This window comes from Kribbella sp. CA-293567 (genome assembly GCF_027627575.1).
Lineage (GTDB): Bacteria > Actinomycetota > Actinomycetes > Propionibacteriales > Kribbellaceae > Kribbella.
Genome location: NZ_CP114065.1, coordinates 1154818 through 1170870, shown reverse-complemented (window position 1 = coordinate 1170870; position 16053 = coordinate 1154818). Strand labels below are relative to the sequence as shown.

Sequence of the window (16053 nt, the reverse complement as noted above, 5' to 3'; positions counted from 1 at the left end):
AACCCCTGTTCAGTAGCGAGCGGTGCTCGGCGAGGTGCCGTGCCGAGTGCCGCGCAGCACGCACAGGGGCTGGAGACACGCCCTAGCTCGCCTTCTTCACCGCGGCGACCAGGGCCGCGTCGGTGAGCTTGAAGTACTTGAGCAGGGCCTGGTCGCGAAGGGCCGGGTCGTCCAGGCCCTTCGCGAGCTCGGCGTAGAACGCGTTGACGGTGGACTGGCCGTACTTCTTCACCAGGTGCTCCACGATGATCCAGGCGATGCCGTAACTGCTTTCGTCGTAGTCGCCGTGGAACACGCCGTCGATCGGCAGCACCACCAGCGACTTCCGCGCCGTACTGCGGAACTGCCGGCGCTCGCCGGCCACCCAGTCGCTGTAGTTGCTCCGCTCGAGGAGCCGGTACTGCACATACTCGGCGTAGCCCTCCACCAGCCAGATCGGCGCACCGTCACCGAGCGGCGCCATCGCCGCGTGAACGAACTCGTGTGCAAGCAGGAAGCGATCCGTCTTCTTCCGCCCGGTCGGGTTGATCACGATCCGGCTGGCGGTGACCTTGTACTCCGTGGCCTCGGCGTTCGTCGGCGTGAAATTGGGAATGGCCACCGCGTCGGCCGGGTGCCCACCGGTGATCGTCGTCTGATCCCACGAGCGCGCTCCGGCCATCGCGACGACCAGGATGCCGGCCTGAGCACGCTTGGTGGCGGCCTGGACCGCAGGCACCGCCGCCAGTGCCTCCTTCACCAGCCGCCGGCCGTTCTCCCCGTCGCCCGGCGAGGAGATGACCAGTACGCCGCGCCCACGCGACACCTCGATCGGCCCGATCTCCCACGGTTCGCGCCCGTCGCCGCGTTCCCCCGCCTCCGCGTCGTCGTCATCCACGACCAGCCACCGGCCACCGCGCTCGACCAGGGCGAACCCCAGCTGGGTCAGCCTCGGCGCCGGGTCGATCCCCGCGATCTGCGTCAGCATCTTGACCCGCACCGCCCGCGCGTTCTTGCCGAGCTTCGGCCGCAACTCCGGCGTGAAGCTGAGCTGCCGCAGATAGCTGACCTGCTTCATCCCGATCAACCGCAGATTGGCGAACACCTGCCGGTCGCGCTCGAGCTGCTTGACGTTCTTCGGATCGGAGTACGCCAAAAACTGCGCCAGCGTTCCACTCTGCAAGGCAGCAGCCCGCCCCTTGAGCGCAACGTCGATCCCCGCCGCCATCTTCTGCTCGGCAAGCTCCTCGGCCGACACCACCGCCCCGGTCGCCGACGGCGTCACAGAAGCCCCCACGCTCGCCTTCGGCACCTCGTCCCGCCCGAGTACGCCGTACGCCACCCCGCCTGCCGCCACGACCGCCAGGACCGAAGCTCCAACAACCCAAACCCGGCCCCACTTGCGGTCCGGCCCCCCGGTCCCATTCATGAGGGCAGAGTACAGACCGACGAGAAGCTAGTCCTCAGACCAAACACGCCTGGACAACAACCCAGTCTGTTTGATGTCGACCAGCCCATCGTCACAGCCGCGCAGCTGGCTGTACATCCGACGCATCGCATCTCGGTCGGGAAGGTATTTACGGCCGGCTGCACGCTCCAGCACATCCAGCGTGCCCATCAGGCTGAGTGTCCCGACTTTGCGGCCCTGACTGCGCAGCCGAGCGAGCCGGGCGGCTTCACTCGCCGCCAGACGGACGCCACCTCCGTCGTCGATCAGGACAACCACGTCACGTCCGGCGTCGGCCTGGACTGCGGCGTGCGCAAGAACCATGATCTCGCCGAGGTCCTTCGATCGCCTCATCCGTTCTGCCATCGGCAGGGTGTCGATGCGCAGCACAGCGGCGGCCAACTGCGGAGTCTCGTCGTCCGACAGAACTCTCAACCAGTCGGTTCTCGAAAGCTTCGCCAGAACCTCGCCTGCGGCCCGGAACCGTGCGTCTCCGGCCGACCTTCGGGTGATCTCACTGGCAACTGCTTCAGGTACGGCGATCTTGCCGATGGCGTCGAAGAGGAGACGTTCCTTGTTGATCGAGAAGAAATTCAGTGCGGGCCCGGCATCGACGATAGTGGGGTCGATCATCCGGCATGCGCCCCCGGCCCCTCACCCTGCTCGTCCACGGCAGGAAGCTCACCGGCGGCGTCTTCCAGGGCATCCAGATCACTGAAGTCAGTGTCGGGCCGGTCCGGCGAAACAGCCGGCAGGGCAGGCGGTTCGAGGACGACGGGTGTGATCCCTGCGTCTTCGAACTCGGCGGCGATCTGTTCGGCCGGCAGGCCGCGCAACCGGGCAACGGCCTGGAGCGAGACCACGTTCGCCATGTAGCCCTGAATAGCTCTGGACAGCAGTCGCTGTGGAGCGCGCCGCGATTCCGACTCGTGCTGCCAGCCCTCGTACAGGTCGGACCATCCGAAGCGGGACGCCAGACTTCTGGCGGACAACGCCATCCATGCACTCTTCTGCGCGGGACCGATCAGCCCGGCCACGTGCAGCTGAATGGTCACCAGACTCGGAGAGGCCTTGAATCTCTGCACGAGGTTGGAGAGATCGGAGACCGAGACCAGTTCCGCGCCAGCAACGTTGCGGTCGGCAAGGATCGTCCTCAGACCCACCAACGGGACGAGGAGATGCCGGGCAAACGCATCCGCACGAATCTCTTCCGGACTCCTTTGATCCCAGCCGCCGGCCGTCGCGGGACCGAAGTCACGGAACAAGACGTGCCCCAGTTCATGCGCGAGAGTACTTCGCTGGCGCATCGGGTTTCTGGTCGTCGCGACTGCCACGACCACGACATCGCGGACCGGGTCTCGCATGGTCATACCGTGCTCATCCGGCTTCGCGTCAAGCACCGCGACGTCGATGCCCTGCGTCAATTCGATGAGACTGACGAGGTCCGGCAGCGGGACGTTCCCGAGTCGATGCTCCGCCCGGAACTCCTCGGCCCGGGCTCGTCCCTGATCTTCGGCAGTCATAGCTGCGGCGCGATCCCCTGATCTTCGAGATAGGCGTCCAGTTCGAGGTAGTGCCCCAGTTCGCCCCGCATGGTCTCCATGCCGGACTGCTCGGTGGCTCGGGCGACACACTCAAGCCGGTCCCGTACTCCCGAGCACGCCATCAACTCGGACGCCGGGCAGCCAAGTGCCCAGGCCAACGCGAGAATCTCGTTCATCTTGGCCGGCCGGATGTCTTGTTCTATCCGCGAGAGCGTCGCCTGAGCGATACCGGCCATCTCGGCGAGCTGGCGCTGGCTCAGGCCGGCTGCCTTGCGAGCAGCCTCGATCCGGTCCGAAGATCCGGTTCTCTGATCCATCTGAATCACTTCCCCTCGTAGTGATTCAGTCTATTCGGGAAGGGGTCCTCTGCCAAGTTGCGCGCCCCTATCAGTGCGCCGCGGTGGGGTCGCGCGGAGTACTTCGAGCCACTTCACGGCGGCTGACAGATTCCTAGATCAGCTCGCTGAAGGTGTGGATGATCAGGCCGACCAGGGCTCCGACGATGGTGCCGTTGATGCGGATGAACTGGAGGTCGCGGCCGACGTGGAGTTCGATCCGGGCGGCGGCTTCGCGGCCGTCCCAGCGTTCGATGGTGTCGGAGATGATCGAGACGATCTCGGTGCCGTAGGTGCGGACGACGTAGCCGACGGCTTCGGCGGCGCGGGTGTCGACCTTGGTGATCAGCGGCTGGTCGGTCTGCAGGCGGTGGCCGAGGTCCTTGATCTTCTGGGTGGCGCGGAGGCGGAGCGGGCCTTCCGGGTCGCCGATCGCGCCGATCAGGGCGGTGTGGACGGCGTCCCAGACGGCGGTCAGGCTGGTGCCCATGTCGGGGTGGGTCAGCATCCGCCGCTTGAACGCCTCGAACCGGTCCATCATCTCGGGGTCGTTCTGCAGGTCGTCGGCGAGTTGCAGCAGCAGCCGGTCGAGCGCCTTGCGGGCCGGATGCAGCGGATCGTCCCGTACTGCGGCCAGCCAGGTCAGCGCCTCACGATGGATCCGGTCCACCACCAGCGAGTCGACCCATCGCGGCGACCAGCGCGGCGCCCGCGGGCCGACCACCTCGGCCAGCAGGTCGCGGTTCTCGGCCAGCCAGTCGTACGCCTCGACCATCAGCAGGTCGAAGAGCGCGTTGTGTGCCCCGTCGTCGACCACCGAGCCGAGGAAGTGCCCCGCGATCGGGCTGAGCGGCTCCTCGGCGAACCGCGGCAGCAGCGAGCCGCGGACGAACGTGGTGACGTCGTCGTCACCCAGTTTCGGCAGGGCCGCGCCGATCGTGCGGACGCCCTCCTCGACGATCCGCTCGGCGTGGTTGCCCACGGCGAGCCATTCGCCGGCCCGGCGGCTCACCTCCGCGGTCCGCATCTTCTCGCCGATCACCTCCTCGGACAGGAAGTTCTCGGTGACGAACTGCTCCAGGCTCTCGGCCAGGGCGTCCTTGCGGGTCGGCACGATCGCCGTGTGCGGGATCGGCAGCCCGAGCGGATGGCGGAACAGCGCGGTGACCGCGAACCAGTCCGCCAGCGCGCCGACCATCGCCGCCTCGGAGGCCGCGTTCACATATCCCCATGCGCCGGTGTCGTGCAGAGTCAGCACGTAGACCACCGCCGCCAGCACCAGCAGCGACAGTGCCACCGCCCGCATCTGCCGCAGCCCGCGCCGGCGTTCCAGGTCCGGGCCGCTCAAGGTCAAGGTCGCCATACCCCCATCCAACCAACCCACCGAAAGATCCCGGCTCAGGCGCCACCCGGAGCCGCCCCTGATCTGTCAGGCGGAGACAGTTGTCCTGGCGCTCCTGCGATCCATTTGCCCCGAGACGAGCGCCAGTACCAGCCCCGCGACGGCCAGGACGGCGCCGACCCGGCTGGGCCACTCGTAGCCATACCCGGCCGACAGTACGACGCTGCCGAGCCAGGCGCCGAGGGCGTTGGCGACGTTGAGGGTGGAGTGGTTGAGCGAAGCCGCCAGCGACTGTCCCTCGTGGGCGACGTCCATCAGCCGGGTCTGCAGCGCCGGGATCAGGATGCTGGCACTGAAGCCCATCGCGAAAACGGCGATCAGCGCGCCCGCCTTGCTCTGGGCCAGCCAGCCGAAGGTCCCGAGGACGATGGTGACCGCGACCAGTCCGCCGTACAGGCTCGGCATCAGCGCGCGGTCGGCCAGCCGGCCGCCGACCAGGGTGCCGCCGGTCATGCCGATGCCGTAGACGGCCAGCACGATCGTCACCGCCGCCTCGCTGAACCCGGCCAGCTCGGTCATCGTCGGCGTGATGTACGAGTACGTCGCGAACATCCCGCCGAAGCCCACCATGCCGACCAGCAACGCCATCCACACCTGCGGCTTGGCCAGCGCGCTCAGCTCGCTGCGGACGTTCACGTCGTTGCCGACCCGCTGCGGCCCGACCCAGAACCAGACCGCGACCAGGGTCAGCAACCCGAGGATGCCGACGGCAACGAACGGCAACTGCCAGCCGTACTTCTGCCCGAGCAGCGTGGTCACCGGTACGCCGACGATGTTGGCCACCGGCAGCCCGACCATCATCATCGAGACCGCCCAGGCCCGCCGGTTCACCGGCACCATCGACGCGCCGACCACCGCCCCGATACCGAAGAACGCCCCGTGCGGCAGGCCGGTCAGGAACCGCGCCGCCATCAGCAGTTCGTAGCTGTTGGCAACAGCCGACAGCAGGTTGCCGAGCACGAAGACCGCCATCAGCCCGAGCAACAGCCGCTTGCGCCCGGTCCGCGCGCCGAGCGCCGCGATCACCGGCGCCCCGACCACCACCCCGATCGCGTACGCCGCGACGATGTGCCCGGCCGTCGGGATCGAGATCTCCACCCCGTCGGCGATCTGCGGCAGCAGCCCCATCGTGACGAACTCGGTGGTCCCGATCGCGAACCCGCCGGTCGCCAGCGCCAGCAGCGCCAGGCCGACATGCCGCGAGGTCGGCGGATTGTCAGGAGTCATCGAACTTGTCACACCTGATTGTCGCATCCGGACCGTTGAGTCCTCGCGGCCGGACGTGAAAGCATCCAGCATGGCGAACTACGGTGACCACCAGCTGAGCATCTACGTGCAGGGGATGTTCCAGAACACCCTGCCGGAGATCACCACCGATCTGTCCCGGCTGGAGTCGCAGGCGGCGGGCAGTCTGTCCGCCGAGGCGATGGGCTACATCGTGCCGAGCGCCGGCAGCGGCTCGACCGCTCGCGCCAACCTGGCCGCGTTCGACCGGTGGCGGATCGTGCCGCGGATGCTGCGCGGCAGCACCGAGCGGGACCTGTCCTGCACGATCCTCGGCACCAAGATGCCGGCGCCCGTACTGATCGCGCCGGTCGGCGTTCAGACGCTGGCGCATCCCGACGGCGAACTGGCGACCGCTCGGGCCGCCGCCGCGCTCGGGCTGACCTACACGCACTCCACCCAGGCCAGTCACTCGTTCGAGCAGATCGAGGCGGACAGCAAGTGGTACCAGCTGTACTGGCCGACCGACAAGGACGTCTGCCTCAGCTTCCTCCAGCGCGCCAAGGACAACGGGTACTCCGTCCTGGTGGTCACCCTCGACACCGGCACGATCGGCTGGCGCCCGGCCGACCTGGACCGCGGTTTCCTGCCGTTCCTCAAGGGCGAGGGCCTGGCGAACTACTTCACCGACCCCGCTTTCCAGGCCAAGCTCGCCAAACCGGTCGCCGAGGACCCGACGGCCGCGGTGATGCACTGGGCGCAGATGTTCCCCAACGTCGGGCTGGGCTGGGACGAGCTGTCCTTCCTGCGGGACAACTGGGACGGCCCGATCGTGCTGAAGGGCATCACCTCGGTCGACGACGCCAAGCTCGCGGCCGAGCACGGCGTCGACGGGCTGGTCGTCTCCAACCACGGTGGCCGCCAGGTCGACGGTGCGATCGCCGCGCTGGACGCGTTGCCGGCGATCGCGGACGCCGTCGGTGAGCAGGTGACGATCCTCTTCGACTCGGGCGTCAGGACCGGTTCCGACGCCGCCAAGGCCCTCGCTCTGGGCGCCAAGGCCGTGCTGCTCGGCCGGCCCTTCCTCTACGGCCTCGCGCTCGCGGGCCAGGCCGGAGTCGAGCACGTACTGCGCTGCCTGCTGGCCGAGCTCGATCTCACCTTGGCCCTGTCCGGCTACGCCAACCACCGCGAACTCAACCGGACGTCGGTCGTGTCCGGGTGAAGGCGGTCATCTTCGACCTGGACAACACGCTCTTCGACCACAGCGCCTCGGTCACCACGGCCTTGCGCGCCTGGCTTCCGGCCCTGGCCGGCGTGGAGTTGACCGACGACCTGCTGGCGAAGTGGTTCGTGGTCGAGGAACGCAACTTCAACGGCTGGCTGGAGGGGCGGCTGACTCATCAGGGCCAGCGGCGCGGGCGGCTGCGTGACTTCCTGCCGCTGATCGGGCAACCGGTACCGGCCACCGACGACGAGCTCGACGCCGTGTTCGCGGGTTTCCTCACCCTCTACGAACAGAGCTGGCAGGCCTTCCCCGATGCCCGGCGCGCCCTTGAGGTTGCCAAGAGCAACGGCTGGCGGATCGGCGTGCTGACCAACGGAGCCACCACGCAGCAGAACGCCAAGCTGGCGGCGATCGGTCTGGCCGATCAGGTCGACGTGGTGGCCACCTCGGACGGCTTGGGCTGCAGCAAACCCGCGCCGGCGGCGTACCGGCTGACCTGCGAGGCACTCGGCGTGGATCCGGCCGAAACCTTGATGATCGGCGACAACCTGGAGCTGGACGTTCTGGGCGCCCGCGCGGCCGGTCTCAGTGCGGAGCACCTCGACCGGCCGGCGGGCATCACCCTGGATCAGCTGATCCAGACGGTTTGATCAGAGCGTTCTAGATTCCGCAGCTGGGCGCGGACCAGAAGTTGCTGCTGCGGATGTCGATGTGGGCGTGGTCGTTGTGACCGGGGTATCCAGGGCCGAGGATGCCACCGAAGCCGTGGTACCGGGCCTGCTTGACGATGGTGCAGAACGAGTGCACCCCGATGACGTCGGCCGACCGGCCGTACAGGTGCTCACTGTTGCTCGCACCGCCGACTTGGCGGTTGCACGGGATGCTGCGGAAGCCGCTGCTCAAGGTGAGCGCCTTGTCGCCGAGTGCGTGCCGCAGAGCTTCGAGCTGCCACATCGTCTGCAGCGCGTTGGCCTTGGTCGCCGCCTCGGACAACGGGCCACCGTCGTACCCGGAGCCGCCGCAGCCGTCGTCCAGCTCGGCATAGGTGAAGTGGATCGGCGTGCAGTCGTCGTCCTGCAACGCGTAGAGCTTGGTGAAGGTGGCCGCGCCGGCGATCCCGTCGGACGTCAGCCCGTACGCCGTCTGGAAGCGCGCCACCGCTGCCTTGGTGGCGGGCCCGAAGACTCCGTCCGTCGCGATGTGACCGCCGTACCCCGGATAGCCGGCGACGCGGATCTGCAACTGGCGGACGTCCTCGCCGCTGGTGCCCTGACTGAGTGGGCGGTTCCAGGTGTAGCAGCCATCGGCGTGCGCCTTGGTCGCGGTCACTACCTGGGTGGTGACAGTGGCGCCGAGCATTGCGGCGAACAACGCCAGGATGGCCAGAATTCTGGGCACAGGCCGAGAAAAGTATTTCAGCATCGAACTACCTCCGGTACGCATTCGGGGCGAAACGCGCTGTCACGACCACCATTCCGTGACTATCCACCACTTGGCCAGAGCTCGGATGAAACTTTTCGACGAACGGCAGATGGCGGGCAACCGATCGGTGGGCCCCGGCGGTCGAGCATGATGTGACCATCGACGACAGCACGCTCACGCTGCGTGCACGGGAAACGGGGCGACCGGTGACGGCTGCTGAGGGGTTCGACGCGTTCGTACTCGCGCGGTCCCGCAGACTGCTGCGGACCGCCTACCTGCTGACCCAGGACCACGCCCTCGCGGAGGACCTGGTGCAGACCGCCCTGGCCAAGGCGTGGTTCGCCTGGTCCCGGATCGAGGGCGGCGACCCCGAGCCGTACGTCCGCAAGATCATGGTCAACACCTACGCCTCCTGGTGGCGCCGCCGCTGGAACGGCGAGCAACCGACCGAGGAGTTGCCCGAGTCCGCGGTACAGGCGAGCGCCGAGGAGCGCACCGACGTATGGCGGGCCCTGCAACGGCTTCCGCGCCGGCAGCGCGCGGTCGTCGTACTGCGCTACTACGAGGACCTCTCCGAGGCAGAGACCGCTCGCGTCCTCGGGTGCAGCACCGGCACCGTGAAGAGCCAGGCCAGCAAGGCGTTCGCCAAGCTGCGTCTCGACCCGGCCCTGCTGACCATCGACACCGTCGCTGACCGGGAGGCCACACGATGAAGCTCACCGACCTGCGCGACGAACTGACCGCCCGCGCCGACAGCACCGACGAGACGCCCGACCTGCTGGACGGCGTACGCCGCAAGATCGCCCGGACCAAGCGCCGCCGCAAGGCGGGAGCAGCCGGCGCGGCCGGCGGCGTGGCCATCGTGGCCGCCTTCGCCTTCGGCATCCTGCCGAACCTCACCACCTCGACGCCCCAGCCGGCCAAGGACGACGTACCGCGCGACTACGCCAAGGACGGCCTGGTCCTGCGCGGCATGGAGGGCCAGGACCGGCTGGAGAAGGGCTGGATCGGGGACCGCGGCCAGAACACCCTCGACTTCAGCTGGACTCCGACGGTACGGGACACCCGCTTCGTGGCCTACTGCAACCAAACCGGCCATCACGTCACGATCTCGGTCAACGACCATGTCGTCGGCAGGACCGACTGCCACACCGAGCCGGCGCCGGAGCAGGAACCGGACTCGCCCGGACTCGGGATCAACATCCTCGCGGACAACACGCTGTGGATCGCCGCCCCGGACGGCAAGGCTGCCCGAGTCGTCGCCCGGCTCACGGACGCGAACGGCCGCCCGGTCCCCGACCAGGAGACTCAAGTTGCCCTGGGCATCTACCGGACCGCGTCGCGGCCGGCCGACGGCCCACCCACGCAGGCACCGCCCACCTCCGAGGCCGACTACGTCAAGGACGGTTTCCGCTACCGCGCCAAGGTCGGCGGCGACACTCTGGTCGCGGCGAAGATCGCCGACCGTGGCCAGACCGGATTCGCGTTCACCTTCGAGAACCCGGGCGGCCCGCTCGTGGTCAGCGACTTCTGTACGGCGACCACCCTGGGGACCGATCCCGTGTACCAGCTCGAGATCAGCATCAAAGGCAAGCCGTACAGCACCGGCGGTTGCTCCGGCGAATCGACCGATGCCGTCGGCGGGTCCTTGACCAGCCTGTCACTAGGGTTCCAGACCGGCGACCAGGTGCAGGTGGAGGTGCACTTGGTGGACAAGAATCGCCGCCGGGTCAAGGCAACGAAGGACCGGATCGGCCTCGGCATCTACGCGAAAGGCAGCCAGCGGGTCATCGGCGAGACCATGCTCGACGAGATCCGCGAGTACAGCGGCCGCAACTACCGCCTGCACGAGGTTCGCCATGTCCCGGTCGCCACCGTTCGCAAGATCACGGCAGAGATGCCGGTCAACACGCCGTACGTGGTGTCGTTCGGCCTTACCGGGGTGGGCAACGCGAAGGCCAAGGTCAGCATGACCGGCCTGCGTGAGAACTCGTCGACCTCCGGCGGCGGCATCGGCACCATCGGCGAGGCCGCCAGCCCGTCGCCCAAGACCGCCTCGGTGACCGTGACCGGCGCCGACAAGAACACCTCAGATGAGCTGCTCCTGGCCCTCTATCTGCCCGACTGAGCCACGACCGGCAACCCCGCTGCCGGCAGCTCAAGGTTTGCGGGCGACCAGGATGTCGCGCACGATCGCCTGGTCGACCCGGTGGACGAAGTCCTGGTAGGGCGGTTCGTCGAGAGGCTCGAGCCCTGCCTGGGCAAGGATTTCGATGGCAGCGGAGCGACGGGCGACGTTGGTGTTCCAGGCGATCCCGAGCGCGCCGCCGGACCGGAGCAGGCCGGCCCAGACCGGCGCCGCCGCCTTGAGCAGGTCGATCGGGCTGCGGTGCAGGCCGCTCTCGGCGGTCCGGCTGCCGTGCTGTACGCCGTACGGCGCGTCCGTCACGACCAGGTCGAAGCTGCCGCGCTTGTGGAACTCCAGCGCCTTGGTGGTGTCGGCGTTGACGTACGACAGGTTGAACTTGTCGCCGTCCTTCCAGGCTTCCTTGGTCAGCCCGAACGACGCCTGGAACCTGTGCGCCACCAGTTGGTGCTCGCGGCGTACCCGGACCACCTCGGCGTCGTGCTTGAGGCGCTTGCGTTTGAGCCAGGTCTGCAGGAACGTCGCATAGGCGTCGAAGTCCTTGCGGTCCACGTCCACCCCGGCGGCGTCGAACCCGTACATCAGCGCCTGGTTCATGGTCGTACCGCGCCCGCAGAGCGGATCGATCACGCTGAACCGGCGCTCCAGCAGTTGCGGGCCGAACGCGGACGACAGCAGCGTCACGTTCAGCAGCAGTTTGGTGAACAGCTCGTTGGTCTTGCCCTGGTACTTCTGGATGCTGATCAGATCGCTGTCGAGCTTGTCCAGCGACCGCAGCTCGACCGGCTCGAGCAGCTTCCCGTCCAGCCGGAACAGCGCGTAGATGGAGGCCAGGTTGGCCAGCTTGGCGGCGTCGGCCGCCGAGAGCTCCTCGGCTTCGAACGTCACGTACGGGACGCCACCGATGCGGGTCTCACCGATCTCGGTGACGTCCGCGTCGAGCGCCCGCTGCCCGAAGAGAGCCAGCTCGGCCATCGTCAGCGCGATCGACGACTCGGCGTACACCCGATTGGTCGACGGCAGAACAAGTAGTGCGTAGCGAGCCATCTCTCCTGCAGTTCCCGAGTGTTTGGTGAGCGACGCACCTTACCGCAGCCGGTCAGACCCAGCTGTGCAGCTGCGCGGCATCGGTGGAGAACTGGTCCACCGAGTCGTCGGCCACGAACTCCAGCAGCGCGTTGATCTCGCGCGGCTCGGCGGCCAGCCGGTCGAGGACCGGGCGCCACAGCGACTCCCGGGCGGCCAGCGGGAGCCGGTTGTTGGAGGGCCACCAGGAGAAGACGTGAACGGTGGACAGCCACGGCAGCAGGGACTCGAGCTGCGCCAGGCACTCGGCGTCGTCCAGGTCGACCGGCGGTTGCCAGTACGTCGTCAGGTTCGGCGCGCCCACGTCGAGCAGCAGCGTGATGGTCGAGTCGACCTCGTCGGTCAGCGTTCCGCGGTGGAACTCCATCGCGATCTCGATCCCGGAGCCGGCCGCGACATCGGCCAGCTCGGCGAGCCCGCGGGTCACCGCCATCCGGTCCCCCACCCCGGCTTCCGCGGTACCGACCGTGCCGGCCCACACCCTGATGCGGGGCGCGCCCAGCTCGGCGGCGGTGTTGACCGCGGTACGGATCTCTTCGCGGTCGACGCTGCCTGCCCGCAGGTAGGACCCGTACGCCGCGACGGCGATCCCGCTCGCCTCGCACAGCTCGCGGGCCTTGCGGGCCGCCGCCAGGTCGCCGAGCGGGACATGGATGTCACCACCCCACTCGATGGCCGAGAGCCCTGCCTTCCTGGCCACCTCGACGACCTCGTCGACCGCCAACTGCCGGAACGTCACCGAGACCAGACCGGTCCTCACACCCACGCCGTACCTCCTTCGTCCTGCCCCTATCCAACCTCATCCGCAAAGCCCGTCTCACGTCATGAGCTAACCGCATTGACACCACTGACGCAGGATCTAGACTCGCCAGCGTGCCAGAGCAACGCAGAGGATTCGGTTTCGGCTTCGCGGCGTACCTGATCTGGGGGCTGTTCCCGCTCTACTGGAAGCTGATCGACTCCTCCGGCGCGGTCGAACTGCTGGCCCACCGGATCCTCTGGTCACTGGTCACGATCGTGGCGCTGGTCCTGCTCCGCCGCCGCTTCGGTCAGGTGCGCGCACTGCTGGCCGAGCCGCGCCGGCGGTGGCCGCTGGTCGCGGGCGCGGTGCTGATCTCGGTCAACTGGGGCACCTACATCTGGGCCGTCAACCACGACCGGATCGTCGAGACCTCGCTCGGCTACTTCATCACGCCGCTGTTCACCGTGCTGCTCGGCGTGATCATCCTCAAGGAACGGCTCCGGGTGGCCCAGTGGATCGCGGTCGGGGTCGCGTTCCTGGCCGTCGCCGGGCTGACCGTCGAGAACGGCCGGCCGCCGTGGGTGGCGATCATCCTGACCTTCTCGTTCGGCTTCTACGGCCTGGCGAAGAAGAAGGCCGGCGCCGGCGCGATCGAGGGAATGGCGGTCGAGTCCGCGACCGTCGCGCCGCTGGCGCTGATCGCGATCCTGGTGCTCGCCGTCCAGGGTGACGCGACCGTCACACACCAGGGCGCCGGCTACCTGATCCTCGTACTGCTGACCGGACCGATCACCGCCGTACCGCTGCTGCTGTTCGGTGCCGCGGCGACGCGGGTCTCGATGACCACCCTCGGGCTGCTGAACTACATCGCGCCGATCATGCAGTTCGTCGTCGGCGTCGTGGTCTTCCGCGAGCAGATGACGCCGATGCGCTGGGCCGGTTTCGGGCTGGTCTGGCTGGCGCTGGTGATCTTCAGCTGGGACGGTCTGACCCGCCGTCGCCGGCCCTCGCGGCTCGATCCCGTCACCGCGCCCGCGTAGTCGTTCAGACGCTCTTGGTGACTGAGGGCAACCTAAGCCGTTCAGCGTTCATCTGACCTTCACCCGAGCCCCGCTTCGGCTCCCTAGCCTCACGGCCATGAGCCCCAAGTTTCTGCCGCTGCTGAGCCAGCTCGGCACCCGTCACGGATCCCGCACCCTGCGCACCTGCGAGCTGAAGTGTGCCAGCCAGTGCGACCACGCCGAGCCCAACCACTCCGGCAACGAGCACATCCAGACCGTCCTGCAGTCGGCCTTCTCCCGTCGTCGCGTGCTGAAGGTCGGCGCGGCCGGCGTCGCCGCCGCGGGGGTCGGCGTACTGGCCTCGAACCTGCCCGCCGCCGCCGGCTTCTCCGCGGCGAGCAACGGCGACAAGGGCAACGGCGCCTTCCCTGGCTTCGGCAACGACCGCGCGCTGACCCACAGCGTCGTACCGCCGAACCGCGAGGACGACATCGTCGTGCCGAAGGGGTACGACCAGGCCGTCATCATCGCCTGGGGCGACCCGGTCGAGGCCGGCGCGCCGAAGTTCGACGTGAACAAGCAGTCCGCGGCGGCGCAGGCCCAGCAGTTCGGCTACAACAACGACTACACGATGGTCGTGCCGCTGCGGGAGAAGCGGACCGCGCTGCTGGTCTGCAACCACGAGTACACCGACGAGTACCTGATGTTCCCGACCGGCAAGTACGACGCGAAGACGCAGGCCGAGATCGGGCTGGCCGCGCACGGCATGTCGGTGGTGCAGATCAAGCGCGACGGGCACGTCGGCAAGTGGCGCCGCGACCGCGAGGGCAGCCGCTACAACCGGCGGATCACCGCGAACACCAAGTTCGAGGTGACCGGCCCGGCCGCCGCCGACAGCCGCGTCGGAAAGGTTGCCTACGGCACCTTCGGCAACTGCGCCGGTGGCGTCACGCCGTGGGGCACGATCCTGTCCGGCGAGGAGAACTTCAACGGCTACTTCGACGTCACGGGTACCGTTCCGGCGGAGTACGTGGACAGCTACAAGCGGTACGGCGTACCGACGACGGTGACCAAGTCGGCCCGGCAGTGGAGCATCGTCGACCCGCGCTGGGACCTGTCCAAGACGCCGACCGAGGTGTTCCGGGCCGGCTGGATCGTCGAGGTCGACCCGTACGACCCGAAGTCGACGCCGAAGAAGCGCACCATGCTGGGCCGGATGAAGCACGAGGGCGCGACGATCACGATCACCGCCGACGGCCGGATCGCGGCGTACCTGGGCGACGACGAGCGCGGCGAGTACATCTACAAGTTCGTCTCGACCGGCAAGTACGACTCCGAGAACCGCAAGAACAACTTCGGGCTGCTGGACGAGGGCACGCTGTACGTCGCCAAGTTCACCGGTGACGGGACGGCCGACGGCCTGTTCGACGGCACCGGCCAGTGGATCCCGCTGACCACGGACAAGAAGTCGTTCATCGACGGGATGAGCGTCGCCGACGTGCTGATCGACGTCCGGTCGGCCGCCGACAAGGTGGCCGCCACCCGGATGGACCGGCCCGAGGACATCGAGCGCAACCCGGTGAACGGCCGGATCTACGCCGCGCTGACCAACAACTCCGACCGGGGCGCGAAGTTCGCCGTCGACGAGGCGAACCCGCTGGCCAAGTCGTTCGTCCGCGACAGCCTGAACGGCCCGCTGGTCGAGAAGTCCGGCAACCGCAACGGCTACATCCTGGAGCTCACCGAGGAAGGCGACGACGCGGCCAAGACCGGCTTCTTCTGGACGCTGTTCCTGATCTGCGGCGACCCCGCCGCCCAGGAAACGTACTTCGGCGGCTACGACAAGTCGAAGGTCAGCCCGATCTCCTGCCCCGACAACGTCGCCTTCGACGGTTCCGGCAACCTCTGGATCTCCACCGACGGCAACGTCCTGGGCTCCAACGACGGCATCTTCACCGTCCCGGTGGCGGGCCCGGACCGCGGCCACGTCCAGCAGTTCCTCACGGTCCCCTTCGCCTCCGAAGCCTGCGGCCCGCTGATCTCCGACGACGACACCACCGCCTTCGTCGCCGTCCAGCACCCCGGCGAGACCGACACCGCCACCTTCGAGAAGCCCGCCTCCACCTGGCCCCACACCCACCCCTTCCCCCGCCCGGCGATCTCCTGCATCTGGCGCAAGGACGGCGGCCGCATCGGCAGCTGAGCATTCGGGGTGGGGAGCAGTTCGTACGCCGTACGCCCGCGCCGGCTCCTTCGTCGCCTGCTCCCCACCCCCCAGCTACCTCGCTCCTCCGTCGCTCGTCCCGCTGCCATGACAGCACTGACGCCACGGTTGACCCTTATCGAGTCAGGCCTTGACTCGCGCGGACGTCCTCGATCTGGCGATCCCGCCCCAACTACGATCCGCCACGCCGCCTCTGCCCGGCCTGCTCCTTCCGAACCCGCGCCAACCTCTCGGCCACTTCAGCCGGCTCGTCCCCACTCACATCGACTGACC

Annotated in this window: 15 protein-coding genes; 6 read left to right on the top strand and 9 right to left on the bottom strand. The window is 68.2% G+C overall.

Going from position 1 to position 16053, the window contains the following annotated elements; genetic code table 11:
• Nucleotides 1-82: 82 nt before the first annotated feature.
• The 6 genes from OX958_RS05565 to OX958_RS05540 all read right to left on the bottom strand — a co-directional run bounded on the left by OX958_RS05565 (nt 83) and on the right by OX958_RS05540 (nt 5934).
• The gene (locus OX958_RS05565) at nt 83-1408 is read right to left on the bottom strand and encodes a hypothetical protein (RefSeq protein ID WP_270136086.1); all 1326 of its coding nucleotides are present in this window, start codon (nt 1406-1408) and stop codon (nt 83-85) included.
• A gap of 27 nt (nt 1409-1435) precedes the next feature.
• Complete coding sequence (locus tag OX958_RS05560; protein WP_270136085.1) at nt 1436-2059, bottom strand: hypothetical protein; 624 nt, start codon at nt 2057-2059, stop codon at nt 1436-1438.
• Nucleotides 2056-2949, bottom strand: coding sequence for an ImmA/IrrE family metallo-endopeptidase (locus OX958_RS05555; protein WP_270136084.1), 894 nt, complete (start codon nt 2947-2949; stop codon nt 2056-2058). The genes OX958_RS05560 and OX958_RS05555 overlap by 4 nt, the downstream gene beginning before the upstream one ends.
• The gene (locus OX958_RS05550) at nt 2946-3287 is read right to left on the bottom strand and encodes a helix-turn-helix domain-containing protein (RefSeq protein WP_270136083.1); all 342 of its coding nucleotides are present in this window, start codon (nt 3285-3287) and stop codon (nt 2946-2948) included. The genes OX958_RS05555 and OX958_RS05550 overlap by 4 nt, the downstream gene beginning before the upstream one ends.
• A 133-nt stretch (nt 3288-3420) precedes the next feature.
• Complete coding sequence (locus OX958_RS05545) at nt 3421-4668, bottom strand: DUF445 domain-containing protein (RefSeq protein ID WP_270136082.1); 1248 nt, start codon at nt 4666-4668, stop codon at nt 3421-3423.
• Between the two features lie 66 nt (nt 4669-4734).
• Nucleotides 4735-5934: an MFS transporter gene (locus OX958_RS05540; protein ID WP_270136081.1), complete on the bottom strand. Its 1200-nt coding sequence runs from the start codon at nt 5932-5934 to the stop codon at nt 4735-4737.
• Between the two features lie 70 nt (nt 5935-6004).
• Here OX958_RS05540 and OX958_RS05535 point away from each other — a divergent pair, with 70 nt between their 5' ends.
• Nucleotides 6005-7156 (top strand): alpha-hydroxy-acid oxidizing protein, encoded by a 1152-nt coding sequence (locus OX958_RS05535; RefSeq protein ID WP_270136080.1) that lies wholly within the window; start codon nt 6005-6007, stop codon nt 7154-7156.
• A complete protein-coding gene (locus OX958_RS05530) occupies nt 7153-7809 on the top strand; it encodes an HAD family hydrolase (RefSeq protein WP_270136079.1) in 657 nt (218 codons plus the stop codon). The genes OX958_RS05535 and OX958_RS05530 overlap by 4 nt, the downstream gene beginning before the upstream one ends.
• A gap of 10 nt (nt 7810-7819) precedes the next feature.
• Here OX958_RS05530 and OX958_RS05525 read toward each other — a convergent pair whose 3' ends face one another.
• Nucleotides 7820-8557: a D-Ala-D-Ala carboxypeptidase family metallohydrolase gene (locus OX958_RS05525; protein ID WP_270136078.1), complete on the bottom strand. Its 738-nt coding sequence runs from the start codon at nt 8555-8557 to the stop codon at nt 7820-7822.
• A 176-nt stretch (nt 8558-8733) separates the two neighbouring features.
• Here OX958_RS05525 and OX958_RS05520 point away from each other — a divergent pair, with 176 nt between their 5' ends.
• Entirely contained in the window at nt 8734-9294 is a 561-nt protein-coding gene (locus OX958_RS05520; protein WP_333486488.1) for a SigE family RNA polymerase sigma factor, read from the top strand.
• On the top strand, nt 9291-10709 hold the full coding sequence (locus tag OX958_RS05515; RefSeq protein WP_270136077.1) for a hypothetical protein: 1419 nt from the start codon (nt 9291-9293) through the stop codon (nt 10707-10709). The genes OX958_RS05520 and OX958_RS05515 overlap by 4 nt, the downstream gene beginning before the upstream one ends.
• A 30-nt stretch (nt 10710-10739) precedes the next feature.
• Here the strand turns inward: OX958_RS05515 and OX958_RS05510 are convergent, their stop codons facing one another.
• Together OX958_RS05510 and OX958_RS05505 are read right to left on the bottom strand one after the other, a co-directional pair.
• Nucleotides 10740-11774 (bottom strand): TRM11 family SAM-dependent methyltransferase, encoded by a 1035-nt coding sequence (locus OX958_RS05510; RefSeq protein WP_270136076.1) that lies wholly within the window; start codon nt 11772-11774, stop codon nt 10740-10742.
• 52 nt (nt 11775-11826) lie between these two features.
• Entirely contained in the window at nt 11827-12579 is a 753-nt protein-coding gene (locus tag OX958_RS05505; protein ID WP_270136075.1) for a sugar phosphate isomerase/epimerase family protein, read from the bottom strand.
• A gap of 107 nt (nt 12580-12686) precedes the next feature.
• Between OX958_RS05505 and rarD the strand changes: the two genes are divergently transcribed.
• Entirely contained in the window at nt 12687-13595 is a 909-nt protein-coding gene (gene rarD / locus OX958_RS05500) for an EamA family transporter RarD (RefSeq protein ID WP_270136074.1), read from the top strand.
• A gap of 97 nt (nt 13596-13692) precedes the next feature.
• Complete coding sequence (locus tag OX958_RS05495; protein WP_270136073.1) at nt 13693-15759, top strand: PhoX family protein; 2067 nt, start codon at nt 13693-13695, stop codon at nt 15757-15759.
• Nucleotides 15760-16053: the final 294 nt, after the last annotated feature.